The 21,035-nt window shown below is 50.8% G+C and carries 19 protein-coding genes; 5 read left to right on the forward strand and 14 right to left on the reverse strand.

Going from position 1 to position 21,035, the window contains the following annotated elements:
- Nucleotides 1-6 precede the first annotated feature (6 nt).
- Nucleotides 7-630 carry a hypothetical protein gene (locus KIS77_16870; GenBank protein ID MCW5923998.1) on the reverse strand — a complete coding sequence of 208 codons (624 nt, stop codon included), beginning with the start codon at nucleotides 628-630 and terminating at the stop codon, nucleotides 7-9.
- Nucleotides 631-1,054: 424 nt separating this feature from the next.
- Between KIS77_16870 and KIS77_16875 the strand changes: the two genes are divergently transcribed.
- Complete coding sequence (locus KIS77_16875) at nucleotides 1,055-2,614, forward strand: YifB family Mg chelatase-like AAA ATPase (protein MCW5923999.1); 1,560 nt, start codon at nucleotides 1,055-1,057, stop codon at nucleotides 2,612-2,614.
- Nucleotides 2,615-2,645: 31 nt separating this feature from the next.
- Here KIS77_16875 and KIS77_16880 read toward each other — a convergent pair whose 3' ends face one another.
- The 10 genes from KIS77_16880 to KIS77_16925 all read right to left on the reverse strand — a co-directional run bounded on the left by KIS77_16880 (nucleotide 2,646) and on the right by KIS77_16925 (nucleotide 12,907).
- Nucleotides 2,646-3,071, reverse strand: a complete 426-nt coding sequence (locus KIS77_16880; GenBank protein ID MCW5924000.1) for a hypothetical protein — start codon at nucleotides 3,069-3,071, stop codon at nucleotides 2,646-2,648.
- A gap of 27 nt (nucleotides 3,072-3,098) precedes the next feature.
- Entirely contained in the window at nucleotides 3,099-3,701 is a 603-nt protein-coding gene (locus KIS77_16885; GenBank protein MCW5924001.1) for a hypothetical protein, read from the reverse strand.
- Nucleotide 3,702: 1 nt separating this feature from the next.
- Entirely contained in the window at nucleotides 3,703-4,272 is a 570-nt protein-coding gene (locus KIS77_16890; protein MCW5924002.1) for a hypothetical protein, read from the reverse strand.
- A 2-nt stretch (nucleotides 4,273-4,274) separates the two neighbouring features.
- Nucleotides 4,275-5,555, reverse strand: a complete 1,281-nt coding sequence (locus KIS77_16895) for a MotA/TolQ/ExbB proton channel family protein (GenBank protein ID MCW5924003.1) — start codon at nucleotides 5,553-5,555, stop codon at nucleotides 4,275-4,277.
- A gap of 11 nt (nucleotides 5,556-5,566) precedes the next feature.
- Nucleotides 5,567-7,672, reverse strand: coding sequence for a hypothetical protein (locus KIS77_16900; protein MCW5924004.1), 2,106 nt, complete (start codon nucleotides 7,670-7,672; stop codon nucleotides 5,567-5,569).
- A 12-nt stretch (nucleotides 7,673-7,684) separates the two neighbouring features.
- Complete coding sequence (locus KIS77_16905) at nucleotides 7,685-9,943, reverse strand: hypothetical protein (GenBank protein MCW5924005.1); 2,259 nt, start codon at nucleotides 9,941-9,943, stop codon at nucleotides 7,685-7,687.
- Nucleotides 9,944-9,971: 28 nt separating this feature from the next.
- Nucleotides 9,972-10,367 carry a hypothetical protein gene (locus tag KIS77_16910; protein ID MCW5924006.1) on the reverse strand — a complete coding sequence of 132 codons (396 nt, stop codon included), beginning with the start codon at nucleotides 10,365-10,367 and terminating at the stop codon, nucleotides 9,972-9,974.
- A 73-nt stretch (nucleotides 10,368-10,440) separates the two neighbouring features.
- Nucleotides 10,441-11,028: a hypothetical protein gene (locus tag KIS77_16915; protein MCW5924007.1), complete on the reverse strand. Its 588-nt coding sequence runs from the start codon at nucleotides 11,026-11,028 to the stop codon at nucleotides 10,441-10,443.
- A gap of 50 nt (nucleotides 11,029-11,078) precedes the next feature.
- The gene (locus KIS77_16920; protein MCW5924008.1) at nucleotides 11,079-11,555 is read right to left on the reverse strand and encodes a hypothetical protein; all 477 of its coding nucleotides are present in this window, start codon (nucleotides 11,553-11,555) and stop codon (nucleotides 11,079-11,081) included.
- A gap of 149 nt (nucleotides 11,556-11,704) precedes the next feature.
- The gene (locus KIS77_16925; GenBank protein MCW5924009.1) at nucleotides 11,705-12,907 is read right to left on the reverse strand and encodes a hypothetical protein; all 1,203 of its coding nucleotides are present in this window, start codon (nucleotides 12,905-12,907) and stop codon (nucleotides 11,705-11,707) included.
- A gap of 133 nt (nucleotides 12,908-13,040) precedes the next feature.
- Between KIS77_16925 and KIS77_16930 the strand changes: the two genes are divergently transcribed.
- Nucleotides 13,041-13,652: a sigma-70 family RNA polymerase sigma factor gene (locus KIS77_16930; protein MCW5924010.1), complete on the forward strand. Its 612-nt coding sequence runs from the start codon at nucleotides 13,041-13,043 to the stop codon at nucleotides 13,650-13,652.
- Here the strand turns inward: KIS77_16930 and KIS77_16935 are convergent.
- Nucleotides 13,619-13,840, reverse strand: a complete 222-nt coding sequence (locus tag KIS77_16935; protein MCW5924011.1) for a hypothetical protein — start codon at nucleotides 13,838-13,840, stop codon at nucleotides 13,619-13,621. The two genes, KIS77_16930 and KIS77_16935, sit on opposite strands and share 34 nt — an antisense overlap.
- A gap of 36 nt (nucleotides 13,841-13,876) precedes the next feature.
- Here KIS77_16935 and KIS77_16940 point away from each other — a divergent pair, with 36 nt between their 5' ends.
- Nucleotides 13,877-14,581, forward strand: a complete 705-nt coding sequence (locus KIS77_16940; GenBank protein MCW5924012.1) for a hypothetical protein — start codon at nucleotides 13,877-13,879, stop codon at nucleotides 14,579-14,581.
- Here the strand turns inward: KIS77_16940 and KIS77_16945 are convergent.
- The gene (locus tag KIS77_16945; GenBank protein ID MCW5924013.1) at nucleotides 14,548-17,622 is read right to left on the reverse strand and encodes a CHAT domain-containing protein; all 3,075 of its coding nucleotides are present in this window, start codon (nucleotides 17,620-17,622) and stop codon (nucleotides 14,548-14,550) included. The genes KIS77_16940 and KIS77_16945 overlap by 34 nt on opposite strands.
- Nucleotides 17,623-17,782: 160 nt before the next feature.
- Here KIS77_16945 and KIS77_16950 point away from each other — a divergent pair, with 160 nt between their 5' ends.
- Entirely contained in the window at nucleotides 17,783-18,286 is a 504-nt protein-coding gene (locus KIS77_16950; GenBank protein ID MCW5924014.1) for a hypothetical protein, read from the forward strand.
- Between the two features lie 86 nt (nucleotides 18,287-18,372).
- On the opposite strand, the gene KIS77_16955 is transcribed toward KIS77_16950, so the two are convergent.
- The gene (locus tag KIS77_16955) at nucleotides 18,373-19,311 is read right to left on the reverse strand and encodes a DUF4892 domain-containing protein (GenBank protein MCW5924015.1); all 939 of its coding nucleotides are present in this window, start codon (nucleotides 19,309-19,311) and stop codon (nucleotides 18,373-18,375) included.
- Nucleotides 19,312-19,543: 232 nt separating this feature from the next.
- Here KIS77_16955 and KIS77_16960 point away from each other — a divergent pair, with 232 nt between their 5' ends.
- Complete coding sequence (locus KIS77_16960) at nucleotides 19,544-21,034, forward strand: carbohydrate kinase (GenBank protein MCW5924016.1); 1,491 nt, start codon at nucleotides 19,544-19,546, stop codon at nucleotides 21,032-21,034.
- Nucleotide 21,035: the final 1 nt, after the last annotated feature.

Genomic DNA, 21,035 nt, shown 5'->3' on the forward strand with positions numbered 1-21,035 from the left:
GGCAGATTACTTGATAAGCGCGATGTTCAAACCCACAATCAGCCTCGAAGGAGTGTTGCTGAAATGGTATTTGTCGCCGAAGAACGTGATGTGGTCGCCTTGTTTGGTGAAATTCCCCTCATAGCGAATATCGGCAGAAATGCGTCCCGTGCCGATGGTCATGCCAGCCAGCCAGCCCCAAGTCATTTGTTTCCAACGCGCCGCGTAACCATTGAAGTTGGTCAGCTCGGACCTGCTGCTGAGGAAATAGTGCCCCACCGGGCCGCCGTGAAAACGCACCGGGCCAGCCGTGAAGCCCACCAACAAAGGCAAGTCCAGATACTGATACCGCTCGTTTCTGATGACCTCGCCGACGCTGGACTCGCCGATTTTGTAGTCCGTCCGGTTCGAGTTGAAAATCATCTCTGGTTGGAAAAACACCTTGTCGCCAATGCGAGCGTACAAGCCGAATTGCGTGCCGAACTTGACTTTGTCCACGCCAAAATCAAAAGCCGTGTCGCCCCCACCGACGATGATGTCCTTCGGTTTGTTGACTTGGGTGTTCATGCCACCTTTGATGCCGATGGAAAATTGCGCGTACGCCGTGTGGGAGAGCAGGATTAAACCGATTGCAAAAAACAGATTTTTCATACGAAAGTGTGTGTAGGTTGTGTGTTTGCTCCACAAAACGGCGACCGGCGCAGATTGGTACAAGCCGCCAGAAAAATGCAGTGGATTTAACCCTTTGCTAACGTGAAGTATCGTGAAAGCCGCCTGTCCCACGACGCGGTTAGCGGGTCGTGAAAGGTTCCTCATTCGTGGAGGATGTGGAGGCAATAAGTTGACGGGGCCTTTTTGAAATTAGGGGAGCCAAGTCTTGACCTGACAGCCCCGCCGCGTGTGGAGATACTGCAATTTCAAAGAGAACTGTTGACTTGCAGTACTCTAAGAATTTGTTTTGATAATCTTCGGCCAAAAATAAGGTTTGTTTCAAACACATCCCTTCCATTCCCAACTTTTCCTACCTTTATCCGCCCCTCAAATCCCCATTTTTACAATCTAAACTCGCCTCCCTATGCTCGTAAAAACCTACGCCGGAGCCGTTCACGGCGTTGATGCCCAGATGATTACCGTCGAAATCAACACAGGCGGCGCGGTGGGCAACACCGAAAAGCCGGGCATTTTTATCGTCGGCCTGCCCGACAGCGCCGTGCGAGAAAGCCTGCCCCGCATCGAAGCCGCTGTCAAGAACTCAGGCATACGCCTCCCGCGACTCAAGACGATTATCAACCTCGCCCCCGCCGACATCCGCAAGGAAGGCTCGGCTTTCGATTTGCCCATTGCTATCGGGATGCTAGCTGGCTCGGGCGTGATTCCGCCCGACGGCCTCGACCGATATTTCATCATGGGCGAACTCTCGCTCGACGGCTCTTTGCGACCCATCAAAGGCGCTTTGCCGATTTCGATTCAGGCGCGAAAAGAAAAATTCAAGGGATTTATTTTGCCCAAAACAAACGCCCGCGAGGCGGCTATCGTCAACGACGTGGAAATCTACGGCGTGGAAAATCTGCGCGAAGCAATAGAGGTGCTGGCGGGAGAATCTGAGATTAAGCCCCTGATTGTCAACACACGGGAAGAATTCGCCCAAAATGCCAGCATCTACGACGTGGATTTCGCCGACGTGAAAGGTCAGGAAAACATCAAGCGTGCGCTCGAACTCGCCGCCGCCGGAGGCCACAACGTCATCCTCATCGGGCCGCCCGGCGCGGGAAAAACGATGCTTGCCCGGCGGTTGCCGACCATCCTGCCGCCGCTCACGCTGCATGAATCTTTGGACACGACCAAAATCCACTCGGTCTCCGGCATTTTGCCCGACAATGCTTCGCTCGTCACCACCCGGCCTTTCCGTGCGCCGCACCACACCATCAGCGACGTGGCGCTCGTGGGCGGCGGCTCCGACCCCATGCCAGGCGAAATCAGCCTCGCGCACAACGGAGTGCTGTTTCTCGATGAATTGCCGGAGTTCAAACGCCAAGTGCTCGAAGTGATGCGTCAGCCGATGGAAGAGCGCCGCGTCACCATCAGCCGGGCAAAAGTGACGGTGGACTATCCCGCGAGTTTCATGCTCGTGGCTTCGATGAACCCCTGCCCTTGCGGCTACTACAATCACCCGGAGAAAGAGTGCGTGTGCGGCCCCGGGGTCGTGAAACGCTATCTGTCAAAAATATCGGGGCCACTGCTCGACCGCATTGACCTGCATGTGGAAGTCACTCCCGTAAAAATTGAGGAACTCACCAACACCGAGCCGCCCAAACTGACAAGTGCCGACATCCGGGAGCGAGTGCTGCGTGCCCGCGAGGTGCAGGCCGCGCGATTCAAGGAGTTGAAGGGCATCTACTCGAACGCTCAAATGCCAAGCAGCATGGTGCGCGAGGTCTGCCAACTGAATGACGCGGGGCTGACCCTCCTGAAAACGGCTATGGAACGCCTCCAACTTTCTGCCCGCGCCTTCGACCGCATCCTGAAAGTGGCACGCACAGCTGCGGATTTGGCGGGCAGCCCCGACATCCGCATCGAGGATTTGGCGGAGGCGATTCATTACAGGAGTTTGGATAGAGAGGGGTGGGCGGGGTGAGGATTTAATATGCAGCCGCGTTCATTAGGGTCTACGAAAAAAATTTAACATGAAGATACGCAATCCAAGCAATCAAAACTGCAAAAAGCAAAAGGAATAAGTTGCTTGGAATTTTCTCCATCCCCCTCAACACCCAGAATTTAAATGCGTCTATTTTTGATGCAACGTTTTCGACAATCTCTTTTGACACATCTCGCTTAATTCTTTTGACAAGAGGTGCTTGCCCAACGATAGGAGGGGCTGCTTCTGCAATCGCAGAGGGGATAAGTTGTTTGGCCGCCTCTTCCAGATTTTGCAGTTCTTTTTTTAGGCTATCCTGTACAGCAGTGGGCAGGTCATTGGCTTTGTCTATTTGTAACTTATAATTTTCTCGTTGGAGGTTGTATTTTTTTTCAATCTCCGAAGCGGGGTCATCTGGCGAGCATCCAATAATTTTTGCTGCTTTTTCTCTTGTCATTTTTCAAGAATTTGATGTGTGGAAGATTTAGTCGGACACCGGGTATTCTGGCAATTTGAATTTGACCTCGCAACGCTGGGTCGGGAAACGCACAGTTATCGAATCCACGTTGGTTTCCAGTCTTGGGAGGTTATCGCGCTGGACGAAGTGCGCTCGGATTTTTAAGGTTGCGAAAGGTTTGTAGTCGTTGTAGGTGTAGCGAGTATGGTCAGAGAAAATGATTCCTGCTGTCCATTCTCCCTCTTTTTCGGGATTCATGTACATAATGCGCCGGATGTAGTTCTCTTTTCCCGGCACGGACATTACTACCGCATGAGCCCAAATTCCGGGAATCGAGTCAACTTCTCCCGTTTTAAGTGCTTCAATTCCGTCGTTAAAGAGGTAGTTGCCGACCCCTTGGGCTGGTTTTTTTAAGAATATTTGAATATCAGGGCGCTCGGTGGTCTGTATCTCATAATCGACCACGAGGATGCCCAACATCCGTTCGGGAGAGGGAGGCTGCGCCCGGATGGCCACCAGAATAAAAAAAATGAGTATGATGCTGGCCAAGGCATTGCTGATGACATCGAGCAGCGAAACGCCTATGGCGGCTTTGGGTTTGAGCAGAAATTTTGCGATACGGATTTTCATTTCAATTTGAAATTTCTGGTATGCGTTCTTGTTCGGTGACTGTGACAAGCCTCAAAGTGCCAGTCCTTCTGACAGTTGGCTTATACATCCGAATGTCGGGGTCTAATCGAACAGGCACCAATCCGAAATTGGCATGGATGCCGATGCTGTCGGGAACCGCGTCGGGGCTGGGCGCATCGAGGATGATGTGCCATTCTTCGCCCTCTTGCCAATTGCAATCGCGCGTGACGAGCCAATAATGTTTTTTGTAAACGCCTTGAGCAATGTTGATACACCTCGTCGCATCACTAACAGCGGCTGCCCGATATGAAACTCTCACTACGTCAGGCTTCCCACCAAACAATTCTAAAGCAATGTTCAATTGGCGCGCACCCCGCAGCGGGTCAGATACTTCTTTGAATTCTATGGCAGAGCGGACTTCGCTTTCTCCTGTTGCCACATCCTCTGTCTCTTCCAACTCGCTTAGCACTTTGACAAAGGTGGCGGAAATCATCATCAGCACAATAGCTGCGACAAGTGCATTGCTCAACACATCCAAGAGGCTTAAGCCAAATGCTTCTTTTTTTGCCATGCTTATTTGACTTTGTGAATGGGTTGCCAGTAATATTTCAGAAAAAGCGTGCTCTTGTCTCGAAGCGACTCGAACATATCGGCTTCGTTTTTCTGCAACCGCGCAAGTAGGTAACTGAGAATGAGTACCCAAAAAAGGCTCACAAAGGTGGTATCGAATGCCAGCCCCAATGAGCCGCCTACTTTCTCAAAGGCTTCGACCATGTCGAGTTGGCCGGAAGATTCTAAGATTTGAACCACGTTTGCCATGGACATAATGATGCCCAGTATAGTGCCTATGAAACCCAAGTTGGGCACGGCGTAGTTGATGTAATCAATCAATTGGTACTCTCCTTTTTGCACGGTGGCTTCCATCAAATCTATCCGGTCGTTGACAAAACTCTTGGCCGAGGTGTCAAGATTTTGAGACTTCATTTCAATGGCATCGCCCAACAGGCGCATGACGACAAAACTGTCTCCGTACTTTTCATGATAGTCGGACAAAAGGGATTTTTCGTTGACTGGCGTGTGCAAAAAGTCCCAGACTTGCTGATTTCGGCTGGCATCTTGTGCCAAGTGGCCTTGCGAGATGACTCTGTTTTGGAGGTTGCACCAGCCTTGTCGGAATTGGATAAGCAGCAAGCCCCATATCGCCAGCACAAACGTGATAAACTGAATGTAGCCCCCAAATGCTTGGGTGAGCCTACGGGACGTAAAGTAGCCTTTGGCGGTGAGCGGTTTTCTGAATTTGTTGATTAGCCCGATTGCTATAGAGCGTTTGAGGTTGTCCTGTTCTAATTTCGAGCCCATCGTCTGCGGTTTTTTGTCTTCTCCAAGTATTTCTGACGGCTGTATCAATTCAAATTTAGGTATAAAAAACAAGAATTGAGTGATGTCCCCTGCAACCGCACGATTAAAATTTTTATTGCTCTCTATTATTTGCTGGAGGTAAATATTCGCTTCCTCAAACGTGATAGTTGTGTCGTTCAGCAATTCTGCGATTTCAGGATATTGTCCTCTATCAACTGCCCTTACTTTCTTTTGCAAATCCGGCGGCAAGAGTTTTCTCACCCCTTCGGCCAAATTGTCTTCGGCAAATGAAACGGTCAGGGCGGTGTTTTCCAATTGTCTCAAAGTGAAAAAATGAAGAAGCCTTAGAAAGGCATTGCTTAAAATTATGGCTAAGGCAAATGAAATAACGAAGAGGATGCGGACAGAGGATTTGGGCAAATCCAGCGGCGACTCGCCGGATTTTTTACTTCCATAGATGCGGAGCAACAGGCGCTCGAACGAGGAATTCTTCATGCGTTTTGTTTTTAAAGTGAAGGGTTGTTGCAGCGGTCAAAATAGCCTAAGGGGTTGGCGCGCCAAGTATCGGCGTCCCATTTTGAGGCGAGCCAGTTTTTGAAAAGCAGGTGGATGGGTGGCGCTCCGCCCGGTTTGTAAATAATTTCGTCGCCGTCAATAGTGCTGACGACACAGGACATCTCAGCCGGGCCGAACGCAGGGCGGTGTGGTTCGGGCAAATACACGGCGACTTTGCGCTGCCCCGTCGAAAGCTGCTTAAGCACGCCCATGCGCTCAAAACTCAGCCAACATTCCAACTGTGGGAACGGCTCTCTGAGCAAGCTGCGCTGGAACACGGCCCGCATCCAGCCTTTCTGGTGATAGCGCGCTCTAAAGGCATTCCAGCCGAGTGCCTCGTTTTGAGCGTCGGTGATGAGGAAGTGAAGTTTAGAATTTGTGAAGTTGCTCTCTGAGAGGCGTTTTACGGCAGCGGCCATCACGTTGCCTTTTTCCTTCGCTATCTGGGGCGGTTCGTCGGCATATAGAAGAATCCGGCTCCCGATATCCTCTTCGGAGAAGACATCCAGCAGGGTGAAACTGCCGGGTTTGTCGGCGCGGTCGAGAAAGAATTGCCGCTCGGCATCGCTTGCTTCGGATTTCAATGCCTTCACATAAGATTCAGCGGATTGCCCCGTCAGCGCGAATTGCTGGCTCCCGCTCAGCAGTTCATACTGCTTTGGCGCTTCGTCGCCTTTCCATACCCAACTGTAGAGGACGTTCGGGTTCCTGTGATAGAAGAAAAGGAGTTTGTTGATGTCGCCGGGGTCTTTTGCAGACGCTACCACTCGCAAATCGGGGTCGGCTATGGCGAGCAGTTTGAGGTGGCAGTTTGGGCTGAATTGTAGGCTTTTGAGCCATGTTACTTCCTTTTTTTTATCGTCAAATGTCCAAACATGGTAGCTGCCATTTTTTTCAACCAGCAAGTTTTTGTTGACGTATGATGAAATGTCGCGCAAGAGCGCATCGCTGACACAGGCTGAATTGCTTGGACTGCCAATGGCCGAAATGGGGGACGATTTAAGCGTTTGCTCGACAGGAAGCATGGCGGTGATTGTCGCTGTCCCTTTTTTATTTCGCCAGTCTGACACCATCTGCTCGATGCGCGGGTCCAATCTATTCAAGTTCAATCCTCTGAGCGCCTCCCGGGTTGCTTTTACCCCTGCATCAAGTTTGACTGGCTCATAAGTGCCTAAGTAACCGCCATCCGCGTAGCCTGTGGCAACCAAAAACGGGCTGCTCTTATATTCTCCGCGCAGCACCAGCACCAGTTCGTCCGGTTCTTTTTTGGAGAGGTTGAATATTTTGGTGCGGGGCGCATTAGAGAAGATAGTAGCAATATCATTCAAGACACTGATTACAAACTTGTTCTTTTTCTTTGGGTCATAATAATCGAACCACTTGGCTTTTACCTCGGGCAAAAATTCCTTAGAGCCGGGATAAACCATCCAAGTCGAATCGCTCATTCCACTGGGGAGCAAAATTCTGAACTCGTCCGACGGTTTTTCTGCTTTTGGTGAAACTTGACACCACTCTTGCATTCGGTTGTTGGGGAGCAGAAAAGGTAAATACGAATCTGGAGCAACATTTTCTTTGGAAAGAAAAGTGACTGCAAATGGTTGGTTGCGGGATGAATCTCCCAAATCCGAATACAATTGAACATCCAAGATAGAGACACAATCATCAGTTGAGCGACACTCCCCGTCAGGGGTCGCCTCATTCCTACAAACCTTAAACTTTATGTCGCCACTTCGACGTCCCTCTTTATTTGCTTCCGAATAGATACTTCGCTTGCCCCAGCATGGGTCTGGCGGGGGCGGGGGCGATGTATCGCGGGTGCAATGCTTTGTAATCCAATCTAACTCCTCATTCTTCCCTTGTTCGTATTGTTCCTGCGTTATCTCACCTGCCAGCAATTTGTTTTCGAGTTGGTAAATTTTGCATTTGGCGCAACGCTCTTCATCCGACTCGCAGGCGGGGATGTATTTGTTTTTTGACTTGGGCTGTCGCTGTGCCCAGGTGTTCAGCAGAGCACCGGCGAACAGCAGGGATAGCAAGGTTGCGGTCCATTTTTTCATGGCGATGTGTTTTTATTTGAGAGATTTTTTTAAAGAATCTGCTTCTAATTTACCTCGATTGTAGGTGGTGAGAATGTCTCCCCGGCGGAGCGCATCAGTGAGAATCTTTGCCAGTTGGAGGCGGTTGTAAGTGTTTTGCCGAATCTGACGACCCAGTTCTTCATAGTATTTCTGGTCGCGGCGCACCAAGCCGTGTTTTGTCTGCTCTTCGACGGCCCGGTTGAGGTCACCCGCGACAAATGCTTCGATGGCCGAAGGCGCTGTGAACCCAAAACTTCGAGCCATCACGCGCAGCGCGTCGTCGGTGCTGCCTTCGAGCAGGCGGCGGATGGCATCTTCGGGGATTTGGGCGTTGCGCAGCGCGGTTTTTAACTGCAGGGTCAGTTCCTCTGATTTTGCTGCGGCATAGTATGTCAGGCTGCCATAGGTTTCTATTTTATTTGCGAGGTCTGTGTTCCCGGTTTGTGTCAGGATGCAGCGGGAGATGTCCCAGAGTTGTTCTTTGGAATGCGGCTGCCCGTTCAGCACTTGCTCGGCGGCTTTGCGGCAATCGGGTCGCAGACGGTGGAGTTGGGTTTTTGCAGACTCTTTGATGAAGTTTTCCCAATCCTTTTTTTCGGCCAATTCATACAAACGCTTGGCATCGCCGACCGGAATCCCGGTGCGGTATTTGAACTCTTCCAAAAGTGCCTCTCGCCCCATTCCTTTCACATTGCCCTCAAAGGCTGCGTCAACCGCTCCGCCGAAGCGTTTCCAGTCGCCGGGCAGACTTTGTTTTGCGGCGCTTTTCATTTGGTCTTTCATGTAGTTTTCGCAAGCCGTTTTGTCGCGCTGCCGAACGCAGGTCTCGAGGCCGTCCCAGTTGATGCGCTCGCCGATGCCGGGTATTTTGCGGGCTTGCTCTTTGGCTTTGCCGATGCCGTAGTCAATCAGCGAGCGTTTCAGCTGTTCGGGGTCGGACAGGATTTTGCCCTTCGTCATGGGAAAGAACTGCTCCATCTTGCGGAGCACATGCGGAGGAATCAGGCCGAGTTTTTCGCCGCCGCGAATTGTTTTCTCAAGGTCAAAATCTTTCCAGTCAACCTTTTCGACTATTTTTAACAAGTTAGGGTCTTTCAACAGACTATAGGCCGCCTCTGCATATTTGATGAACTTCCTGATGTGCTGCACCACGTCGTTTATTTTGTTGAGCATATCATCGAGTGAATTGGGCGTGACGGCGTGCTGCAACTTTACCATGAACTCACCCACATACTCAAATATTTCCGGCGCTATCATGTAGGCTACCGCCAATATCTGCATGGAAATTTCTTTGATGCCAAAATACTGTGCGACGATATCAAGCATGGTGACAAACCACTTGCTGAAAGAAACCTTCATGGGAAAAGGTCCCGAAGGTCCGCCCCCACCGCCGTCGCCGCCACCTTTTTTTCCGCCGTCGGATGCTGTGGCTTTGTCTTTACCACCTCCTTCTTTCCCGTCGCCCGGAGAAGGAGGCTTGTTGCCTTGCCCTGAAGAAGGCTCTCCGTTAGGCGGTTTTGTTTGATTGTCACCATTGGGCTGTCCTTTCCCGCCACTCGGAAGCCCGACTTTTTTCAAATATTCTGACCGGAGTTTTTGCATGGCGTCGCCTATCTCGCGGTTTGCCATGAGTCCGGCAAGCCTCCTTTCCAGTTCGTCGCCAGTTTCGCCCGCGGTTATGCTGTCCCGCTCAAGGCCTTCTTCATCCGATGGCTCACCGGGCATTTTGCCTATGTCGCCCATTTTTCGCTCCGCCCATTCGCCGAATCTTTGCAGGCCTTGCTTGTCGTCCTTCATGCCTTCGGCCAAAATGCCGTCGCGTATCAAGTCCCCTTCTTTGATGCCTTTGCCCGGCTCGAAAGTGAAGGAATACACTACGACTTGGTCTCGGGCTTTGTCGAAAAATGGGTTTTCGACCATCTGCTCCAACCGCTTCAGGTAATTGCCTTGTTCCGATTCCGGCACTGCAAACCAGTAGCGCAATTGAAGCGCGCGATACACTACATAAAAACGGTGCTGCGGCTTCCATTCTCCGTTGTCGAAAGTCAAGGGTTTGCCTTGGTGCCTGCCGACCCAAGCATCTCTGTCTTCTTGTTTGAGATTGAGGAAATCCCGCAAGGCTTTTTCCGGCAGCACATACTCGGAAGCGGAAGTTTGAAAAGGGGCAAAGGAGAGGGGCAATAATATAAAGGCGCAAAGGGCCAACAGTGTGCAGGATTTGTTGCATAGGGGGGGGCATAGTTTTTTCATAGCAGCGGTGTTTTAGAAAATTTGTTTGTCATGGATTGGACGACTGGCATTCCCAGGCCCAGCCTTTGCCGTTGCAATAGGTATGCACCATGCGCCCCACCCCGCAGCAGTCGGGGCAAGTGACGCACTGGTAATAGATGACGTTGCGATACGGGTCGGTGCCGACGTTTTTCCGCACGGTTTTTTCACCGCGACAAGTAGGGCAGTCGTATTGCCGCAAATAGCCTTCTTCGCAGTATTCATCTTTCACTCTGACGGGGATGTCGCCCACGTTGGTGCATTTTGGTTTTTTGGGGTCAAGCCTGACCCAGCAGCCGCGCGAATCGCTGAGCCAGCCGGGACCCAGGGCATTGTTGCAATAGGAGAGAAAAAAAATTGAGGTCAACAGGATGTACGGATTGAGCCGGAGATTTTGCTTTGTCATTTTTGATGAGGGTTGAAAGTGGGAGTTAATTCTTTTTCAGAAAAGCAAGCCCTTGATAGAGCAGTTGTTTTGTTCAACGAATCCGCGTTAGTTTGAGGGAGTACTTTATCTCGCAATCGTAGCGTCCTCCTCTTCTAATAATATAGCCCGTGATCGTATTCATATTCTGGACAGTAAAATCATTGTCAGCGATTTTATCTCGTTTCAATCTGTTGCCAATGAGGGTTATCGAATAGTGCGCTCGCCTTGAACTGCGTTGGCTGATGTTTTCTGTCAGAAAAACTCCGTTTGGGTCGTGTTCAATCTTCCAAGCTTCCTCCAATACTTCTCCGGGTGTGCCGCAACCTTCCCGCGTATGTGACTTGTATGTCAGTTCTGCCTGCCAGTTGCCTACCAAATCGGATGCCTTTACACCTTTTGATGTTCCCGCAGGCGATGCCAGCACAGTTTTGGGAGAAGTATTTACTAGTTTTTTGTTCTCGCTCTCCAATTCGGCGACTCGACCTTTCAGCGATTTGTTCTCGTCTTTCAAGTCTTTGTTTTCTTCTTTGAGGCGGGCTATCAGTTCTTTGGCGATTTCCGTGTCGTTTGAGGGAGAAGCGGTAGGCTGGCAAGAAGCCGCCCACAAAAGGCTGAGCAGGAGGGAGAGTGTGTTTTTCATTTTCATAATTGTGTTAAAATGGTTGACAAATCATGTGAGGCAATCACACCTCAAATCTTCGAATAGGTCACCTCGATGTTTTTATTCAGCAACGGCCCAATCTTGTCTTTGATAGCATCCATTGCTTTTTTGCTTTCAAATACCGCGCACTGGTCGAGGTCGGCGCGCATCCCGACTAAGGTGCAGCCGATTGTCTCGCTGGTGTAGTTGCCGATGTGGATTTGGATGTTGGTACGATTCGGCACATTTTCGAGTTCTATTCGCCAGCCTTTGCTGCCATCCTCCCTGACGAAGCCGGTGTAGCGGCCATCGGGGATGGTGCTCATGCCATTGATGTTGGCTACCCAGGGGAGTTCGAGGCTGTAGCAAAGGACTTCGCCGTCGAGCACTAGATAACCCATGATGCACTGGTCGCTGACGGCTTTTCGCTGAATTTCGATTTTGGAGCTACCGGGTTGGGTTTGTTCGGCTGCGCACAGCGCGGCACACACGAGCAGGAGGGTTGTTTTTAGCAGAGAAGATTTCATGGCAAAAGTTGATTTGGTGAACGTGTCGGGTCTGGAGGTGCTGCAAAGGACGGGGTGTTGAAATATCAGCCCAAAGAATCATCCCGCTTGTCAGGGGCTGACGGGTAAGCTTGTCACCCGGTGACAAAAGGGGGGAAACACAATATGGGCTACGCCTGCGGCGTAGGTGGCGGGGTTTTCTCTTGGGCATCCATCCATTCTCGGATGTTGTTGAAAAGCGCCTCTGCTTGTTTCTTTTCGGTGTTGCGCTGCATGGCTTTCACGAGGTCTTCCCGGTGCTCAAAAAGCGCCTCCTCGAAGTTCATGTTGCTTGGCTCGATTTTCAACCGGTATTGCCCGGGGTTGCCATATTCAAATAGAATCCGCCGGATTGCCTGTACAGATTCATTGTCTTCGTCGGCTTGGTTCACTTCTTGCCATGCCTTCGAAAAATCGAGCAGTATGCGGCGGAAGTAGTTGTACCCGTTCAAGTCCTCGTCCAGATGTACCCATCCGTTTTCGGGGCTGGTTATGCGTCGGGCTGCGAAAAGCAGCAGGTTTTTGAAGTTCATGGGAGAAAGGAAAGCGGTGTATCGCTGGTCTCTGATTTTCAGATGGACGACCCACGAATACTTTTCTTTCCCCTCAAAAAACAAGCGTAAATGCGTCGGGTGCGGCAGGCTAAATTCTTCCACCCCCCAAGAAGTGGCTAATGCGAAACACAGCATCATCAGCAAACCATAGGAGGTTAAAGTCAGCCATTTTTCGCTGTCACCCAGCAAGCTTTTTAGCCAAGAAGAAACTTCAGGCAGTTGAACAAGCAGAATAATCACCATCGCAAAAGATGAAAGCCAAGCCAGAAGTTTGTAACCACGATAATAAAAGGAACGCCAAAAACCGATGCCCAGAGCAAATATTGTCGGCAAAGAAAAAAGTACGTCGGGCCACCACAACAGGTTTTTAGCTTCATCTAAGGCAATATGATACATGTTAGAATACCAAAACAACATGAGTGTGGAGGCAGCCACTAACCCGGCAATAGATAAAACAATAGGTTGCCACCAGCGCTGGCGAATCCTGTCGGGAGAGTAGTCAAAGTGCTGGATGGCCAGTAAGTAAAGCAAGCTGTTGATTGTGCTCAACAAGCTAAACCCCACTTCAAAGAGTAGAGGAGATACCGAGGATTCCATAAAGCTCCACACACCCACGACTGCCCATACGCCCATCGCTCCGGCCAAATAGGCTAAACCATAATCCTTTTTCCCTTTAATCGGCCCATGCCGCAGAATATGCCGCCAGATTGAAAACAGCGCGAGTGCGGAAAAAACGGAAATGACGATAAGGCCGAGATAATAATTCGCGTTGACATTCATCGTGACCAAATTTTTGACGTGAACCTGACTCCGCAACCATATATTTGGAAATACCCTGTTACATTTAGTCGTTACCTTGCGTCGCCTACTATTTTCAAAAAAAATTCACTGACGCCCCGTTCGGCCAGTTTAAATGGCAAAATCATTTCGATTCGACGACGACCCGGAACATTGCTTGTCTGCCCTCCGCTCTGAAGACGACCGCTCACTGGAAGCGCTGATAGCCCATTTTCAGCCTGACATCATGCGTCGTTTGAAGAAGTGGGGCGCATCCCATGCTGAGGCTGAAGATATCTTTTACATCTGTATCGAAGCCTTGCACTGGGCCGCGCAAATGCCCGACTTCCAGTTGACGGATTGCCGGGCATGGCTGAGAAAGGCAGCTTGGTTCCAATGGCTGAAAGAATTGAGGCGCAAAAAAAGATTTGACAACGGGGTAACGCCGGAGGATTTGGCGGTATATTCTCCTGAAACGGATGTCCTCATAAACGAGGCCCTCGACAACGTGGCACGCAGAAGCCTGATTTGGGAACACATCGAGCGGCTTAGCGACCGCTGCCGCCGTCTGCTCATTTTAGCCGTCCGGGAAGAGCGCGGCTACGACGAGATTGCGCGGGAAATGGGCTACTCGGATGCGGATTCCGCCCGTCAACAAAGATTCAAATGCCAGAAAAGGCTGAAAGAACTGATAGAAAAAGACCCTCGACACCGTCAACTGATGTTTAATGAAAAAGTAAGCAAATGAACGCGCATGAGCAAGCAGAACAGATAGAGCGCTACTTGGGAGGAGCGATGCTGGAAGCGGAAAAGGTCGCTTTCGAGCGCCAGCTGGCCGAGGATGCCGCATTGGCGAAAGAAGTGGTGCTTCAACGCCGCATACACGAGGCGTTGCGCGACAAACGAGGGAGTGATTTTAGGGAACGGCTGCGCCACATCCGGCGAGAAAGGGAGAGGTACTCATCCATAAGCATGAAAAAAGCCGTTTACCGGTGGGGGCTTGTGGCAATCTTGCTGGCGGTGAGCATTTTTTTGATTTGGAAATTTGCTTGGCCTGTGCAGTCGCCGACACTTTCCCCTCCCGCTCAACCCCAGCCTAAAGAACAGCAAGATGCCCCTAAAAATCCTGATGAACCTATGGCGACTACAAAAGACGAGTTGCCGACCGCCGCCATGCCTGACCCTCCCAAAAACATTAGCCGAGAAAGACGGCTTGCCCTTGCGAAAGAGATGTTCAATCCCTTATCATTCAAACCTAGGAGCGACAGCCAGCAAAAATTCACTCACTATGGCTTGTTAGCGCCTGCAATCGAAGCCTTTGTTAAGGAGGACTATAATGTTACCATACAACTGTTGGAGCGTGTGAAAAAAGGGGATAAAAATTATTTATTGGCTCAGGAAATCGCTGCCCACGCCTGCTTTCTCAAAGAAGATTTTGAGTGCGCGATTTTTCATTTTGAGCAAGCGACAGGAGGACTCCCAGAAAACATGGCCGAACAACTAGAGGGTAATCTTCTGCTCGCTTATCTGGCGGCCGACAGTATGGACACTCAGCGCGGTCGCACATTATTTAGCAAAATAAAAAACGAGCCGACACATCCTTTTTACACAAAAACTTCGGAACTCGAAGAAAAAATGAAGGCTTATTCCATCAAAACAAAAGAACCCCAGAAGTAGGGGTTGGGATATTTTACCCGTATCTCTCGCTGGGCCGATTGGAGGGCAAAATGAATGTCCGTGTTCTGCAATATTTTTCTGTAAAAAATATCCATTAACTCTTTGCTTGCCTCGTCGTCAGTCTCCCACAAGCTCACCAGAATATGCCTTGCCCCAGCGATTTTAAAAGCCCTTTGCAGTCCTTGCACTCCTTCGTCGCCCTCGATATCGCCCAACCCTGTATGACAAGCTGAAAGAAAGACAAATTCGGTCTCTTTCAAGTCTAATTGGCTGATTTCATAAGCGGTCATCGTACCGTCTTCCTTTCCGGGCGAGGGGATGTAACCGTCGTCCCAAGCGTGATTGGCGCCGGCAAAAATAAGCCCTGAGCGTATCAAAGGATGTTCGCTGACACCAAAGGCCAGCTGGCGTTCGCCATATTCTCCCGACAAAAATCCGCGCTCGTGAAAATAGGCTGCTTCTCCTTGTTGGCCGGGGAAAAAATAACCATGCGTGGAAATGTGCAGCACCGCCGGCGCGGGCGACTGATTGCCCAATTGCTTTAAGGCCGCTTCTGTTGCTGCATCCCCTGTGTATAGTGCGACTTTATACTGCTTCAATCCTAAAAGTTGGGCTACTCGTTCTGCTTCTTGCTTCGACTCTTCCAAAGCCCCCCATTTGCCTTTTTTGTTTGTGCCACGATTCGTGCTGACGATATCGGTGTTGTAGTCAATGCCTCCGAACACCGCCGCAGTTTTTAATTTAGCGTCAAACATTGTTGAAGTAGAGACGGTCAGTTGTCGGGTGCTGCCAACTTGAATCAGTACAAAACTGTCGCCCAAATAGCGCGTGTGCGTGCTGTCAATCGGGATAGCGGAAAAGGCGATGCGGTGGAGCCCTCCGGCAGGGGCATAGTATATCCTTTTGGCTCGGCTCAGCATCGGTTCCAAAGGTCGCCAAATCAGCTCGTACAAGTTGCTCCCGTTTGGGGCAAAACTGTATAGCGAATTGATGGACAAGCCATTGGAATCTACGTTGCTTTGAACGATTTTTTTTAGGTGGCTTTCATCAAAGAGCTTGACGTAGCGGGGCGATTTGTCGCCGGGCAACAGTACAAGGGCAGCGTACAACACCGTGTCGGTAGGTCGGGGATAGTTGAGCCGAAAGCGTATGAACTCGACTGCCGCCTCGTCAGGTTTCAATTTCGCTTGCACTTCCTGCCAACTGACTTGCCTGAGTTCTTTGTCAAAGTCTTTCATCGTGCGCACGAGCTGTTTTTCCAGTTGATTTGCTTTGGCTTCCAGTTCTTTCACGTTTCCTTGCTGGGCAAATGGCTTGGCATATTCGGCAGCAAGTTTCCGGTGACATTCCTTCCATTCTTCATAATGAGACTTTGCGTCCCCATCCGCTCGTTTGGCATTTTTGTGAAACCGCATTGCAGCTTCTAAAAGAAAGCCTTTGTAAAACAATGCATTGTCATAAATCATCGCTGTGAGCGCATCGTCGTCGTACCGCCAAGCGTAAGAGTGCCATCTCTCAGTTCTTTCTTCAAACACGTTCATCCATTGAGTCATTTCCCGCTCAGAAAGGTAATTTGCTCCTTGCAGCATCAAATCTTTGTGAATCTCGTTGGCGCTCAAGGCCGTGTATATGGCTGTAGACCAATCGCCCATCTGGACATAAATGTCGGCAAGATTGGAGAGGCTTCGGAGGTAGTGCCCTTGTTTTGTCCCTACAATTTTTTTCTTAATGTCGATCGCTTGGAAAAGCAATTGCTGTGCTTCTTCGAGCCTGCCAGTCATATAGTATAGCAGCGCCAAGTTGTGGAGGGCGGAGGCATTTGCGAGCGTTTCTTCACTTCCGATGCTTTTATAAATCTGCAGGATTTCAAGGTACAGTTCTTCGGACCGCTGCCGACGCACTTCCATCCGGACATATAGAAGCGCCAGATTGCCAGTAATCCTGGCGTATTCAGGGTGTTTTTTACCGAACACCTCTTCAGTTGTCTCTTTTGCTTGCAGAAAGTATTGCTCGGCTTTTTCATCGCCTTGATAGGTCGCATAATACATCGAGCCAAGGTTGTCAAGCACGCGTGCGTATTCGTAGCTCGTTTTCCCCCAAATCCTCTCGCTGGAATCCAGTGCTTGCAAGTAAAATGCCTCTGCTTTGTCAAACTGACCAATCGCCGCGTAGAACAGTCCTGCGTTGTTCAGCCCAATGGCGTAATCAGTGCCATTTTTGTCGTATTGCTTGATTAGTTGCAAAGATTCGTGAAGCAAGGGTTCCGCTTCTTCATAACGCCCTGTTTCCCAGTATAAAACGGCCAAACCTCCAACACTCTTAAAATACAGCTCGCCATTTTTCCCCATTCTATTTTCGACGGTGTCTCGAACTTCTAAAAACCATTTTTCAGCAGCCCGATAACGCCCTGTCTTCAAATGCACATTGGCAAGCCCCAACAGGGCACCCGCACGAGGCAGAGGGTTTTTATCCATGAGTTTTTCTCGGAGAGTCAAACATTCCCGATAGTACTTCTCCGATTCTGAGTAACGTCCCATTTTCAAATACAACCCTCCTAAGTTGCCAAGAGGGGAAGAATAATCCAAACTGTCTTTACGCCCAGATGCCTCTTTAATTGATAAAGCCTCCAAAAGCAATCGTTCTGCCTCCGAATAACGGCTCATTGCCTCGTACAAAACCGCCAAGTTATTTAACGTCTTCCCGTAGTCAGTGTGTTGTTGTCCTAATTTCTCCTTTCGGATTTGCAAAGCTTTGGTCAGCGCGACCTCGGCTTCTTTGTGAAGCCCCCGGCTCAGGAAAATAGTGCCCAAATTGTGAAGGCTATACGCAAAAAGAGGGTCTTGCTCGCCAAATCTTTCCAATGCAAGGTCACGAGCCGACTCAGCCATTGGCTGTGCTTCAAGATAATTGCCCTTTCTCCTAAGGTCGTCGCTTCCCTGTATTAGCTTGATAATCTCCAGACTGTCTTGAATACGCGAAATTTGAGATTGGGCATTCAACGTTAGAGTTAAAAAGAACAAAAACAAAGAACCTTTATCCATGACTATCCATTTTTGACAGCAATTAAAACGGTCCTTCGAGACTTAATGTGGACAACCACAACACACGTCTGCCATCCCTCAAGGACAGACATCTGCACACCCAAAACCACACATCATTGCTTCGCCAAGCCATTCATAAACTAACCGCACCCAACCTCCCATGACATCCACCGTCTCCATCTCCACCATTTACGAATGCTCTATTGAAAGAGCCTTCAAAACACCCATGTTGTGCGACGTGTCAAAGGTACACACTGGTTACGGTATCATGCCAAAAGTGACGCACTGCACCGATGACGAGCATTGGGGAAAACCGGGCCACACCAAAAAGGTATTTGTGGCCGCCTCGCCCACCCAAAAAGGCGGCTGGGCCTCTATTGACAAAGTATTGGAACGTATAGAAAACCATTACTGGAAAATCGAGGTCAGCGATTTTCAATCGTGGATGCTGGGTTTTTCGAAGTTCGTTGGCGAATGGGAAACGACCGAGCTCGAGCCAAACAAAGTCTTGGTGAAGTACACCTACACCCTACACTCCGACATCCCTCTATTGTATCCAATCAATTGGCTGTTCGCCAAGACCTTCTGGAAAATTTACATGAAACGGGTGCTGGAAAACGTGCGAACGCTTGCCTACAACGACGAGCCTTATCGGCATGCGTAGCACTGCTGGTTGCGTCAGCGCCCCCCAGCATTTTCAAAAAACATCCATGTGTCCAACAGACATGGTGCTTGACGAGCACAACGCTATCACTGTTTCACCAACTCCACCCTCCTATTCTTGGCCTTGCCCGCCTCGGTGTCGTTGGCTGCCACAGGGCATAGGTACGACACGCCTTTGGCCGACAGTCGGTTGGCCGCGATGCCGTGCTTTTGAGTCAGTTCGTTCACGACGGTCTGGGCGCGTTGTTGAGAAAGTTGCTGATTGAAGTCGAAACCGCCGTCGCTGTCGGTGTGGCCCACCACAAAAACTTTCAAGTCGCCTCGCTCTTTCAGGAATTTGGCAACGGCATCGAGCGCCGGCTTGGATTCGGGCTTCAGCACTGCCTTGCCGCTCTCAAAATAAATTTGTTCGATGACGGCTTTGCCCGTTTTTTCAAAATCGCTCTTGATTTGCGCCGGGCTGACGGTCACCTGCTCGGCCTTCATCGCTTGGGCTTCCACCACTTCCAGTCGGATGACTGGCCCGTCGTGGGTTTGCACGGTGTAGATGGCGACGAATTGAGTGCCAGTGGCATCGTTGTGTCGCATGGCCAAGTAGCGTTGCTGGTTGGTGAAGGTGCGGATGTGAGGCAGGTTGTCGTTGGGATAGTTGTAGCCAAAGCCATCGCCACAGGCATCGAGCTCGCATTGGAAAAGCGACTCGAAGCCTGCTTTTTGAAGGGCTTGCTGGTAATTACGATAAATTTCGAGGCAACTGACGGTGCTGGGTGTTTGATACACGATTCGGGTCACTTTGCCTTCCAGTTCTTGTTTTTTGGCGGCATCCTCGCTGCCTCTTTGTATCGGCCCCAATCGCAAAGTGTAGGTGTCAAAGTTTTTGAGTTCGTAGAATCGGATAAACGCATCCTTGAAACGCGACACAAGTGGGTGGTCGCTGCTGTTGGGAATGTCTTTGCCTTGGGCGTGAAGCAAACATGGGTATGCAAGAGACGCAAGGAGCAGGACAATGGAAAATTGTTTTTTCATAGATGGTAGCTGTTGAATCGGTTGTTAAAATCGAATCGAAGGTAAGAGTGTACGTACCGTGAACGAGTAAGGCCTCAGCAAAATTTATGATAACTTAATCGTAAAAAACTTAGCGCATCCACGCCTAAAAATACTTCGCATCTTCGCCCCCATTCCAAAACCATTCAGCATCCCCTCCAATCGCTCCGACCAGAGACGAAAACAGTTAAGCAAGCAATTTCCAACTTCCAGTATGCTCCTCCTCGGCTTCGACATCGGCTCATCCTCCATCAAAGCGGCACTCGTGGACGCAGCCACCGGCAAAACCCTCGGCACCGCCCATCACCCCGACCGCGAAATGGACATTACCGCTCCCCAACCCGACTGGGCTGAGCAAGCCCCCGCCGACTGGTGGGAGGCCACCTGCGCCGCCACTCGAAAATTGCTGGAAAAAACCCGTGCCGCTCCAGCGGACATCGCCGCTATCGGCATTTCCTACCAAATGCACGGCCTCGTCGTGGTGGACAAGAGCGGCGAAGTGTTGCGCCCCTCCATTATATGGTGCGACAGTCGGGCGGTCAGCATTGGGAACAAAGCGTTCAATTATCTCGGAGAAAATTACTGCTTGGCCCATTACCTCAATTCACCCGGCAACTTCACCGCCTCCAAACTGCGCTGGGTGCGCGAAAACGAGCCAGGCCTTTTTTCCAAAATTGACAAAATGATGCTGCCGGGCGACTACCTCGCCTACCGCATGACGGGCGAAATCCGCACCAGCGTCACCGGCCTTTCAGAAGGCGTTTTGTGGGATTTCAAAGAAAACACCGTCGCCAAGCGCCTTTTGGAACACTACGAAATTCCCGAACGGATGCTTCCCGATGTCGCGCCGGGTTTTTCCATTCAAGGAAAAATGACCGCGCAAGCGGCTGCCGCGCTCGGCCTCGCGCCGGGCATCCCGGTCGGCTACCGCGCGGGCGACCAGCCGAACAACGCTTTGTCGCTCAACGTCCTGCGCCCCGGCGAAGTCGCGGCCACAGGCGGCACATCGGGTGTCGTCTATGCCATTGCTGCCAGACCGACCTTCGACCCGCAACAGCGCGTCAACAGCTTCGCCCACGTCAACCACACCCCCGAAAACCCGCTCACCGGCATCCTGCTCTGCATCAACGGCGCAGGCAGCCAGTACCGATGGATGCGCCAGCATCTCGGCGCTCCCGGACTGAGTTACGACGACATGGAACAACTTGCCGCCTCCGCAGGCATCGGCGCCGACGGGGTGAGCATCTTGCCTTTCGGCAACGGCGCGGAACGGATGCTCGGCAACCGCGTGGTCGGCTCGCGCATCGCGGGGCTGAACTTCAATCGCCACGAAAAACACCACCTCTACCGGGCGGCGCTGGAAGGCATCGCCTTCTCCTTCGTTTACGGCATGGAGGCCATGCGCGACATGGGCATCCCGCTAAAGGTCATTCGCGCCGGGAACGATAATTTGTTCCAATCGGCTATTTTTTCCAACACGATTGCCACGCTCGTCGGCGCCGAGATAGAGTTGATTGCGACAACGGGCGCCGTCGGCGCCGCCAAAGCGGCGGGCGTTTCGGTCGGCATTTACAAATCGGTGGAAGAGGCGATGGCAAGCGTCGAAGTGGCAGGGAAATACGAGCTAGGCGGGGAGAAGGAGGCAATGGAGGAGGCATATTGGAGGTGGAAGAAGGAGTTGGAACTCATCATTTCTCATTCATAAT

It is taken from the genome of Saprospiraceae bacterium, from assembly GCA_026129545.1.
Taxonomy (GTDB): Bacteria; Bacteroidota; Bacteroidia; order Chitinophagales; family Saprospiraceae; genus M3007.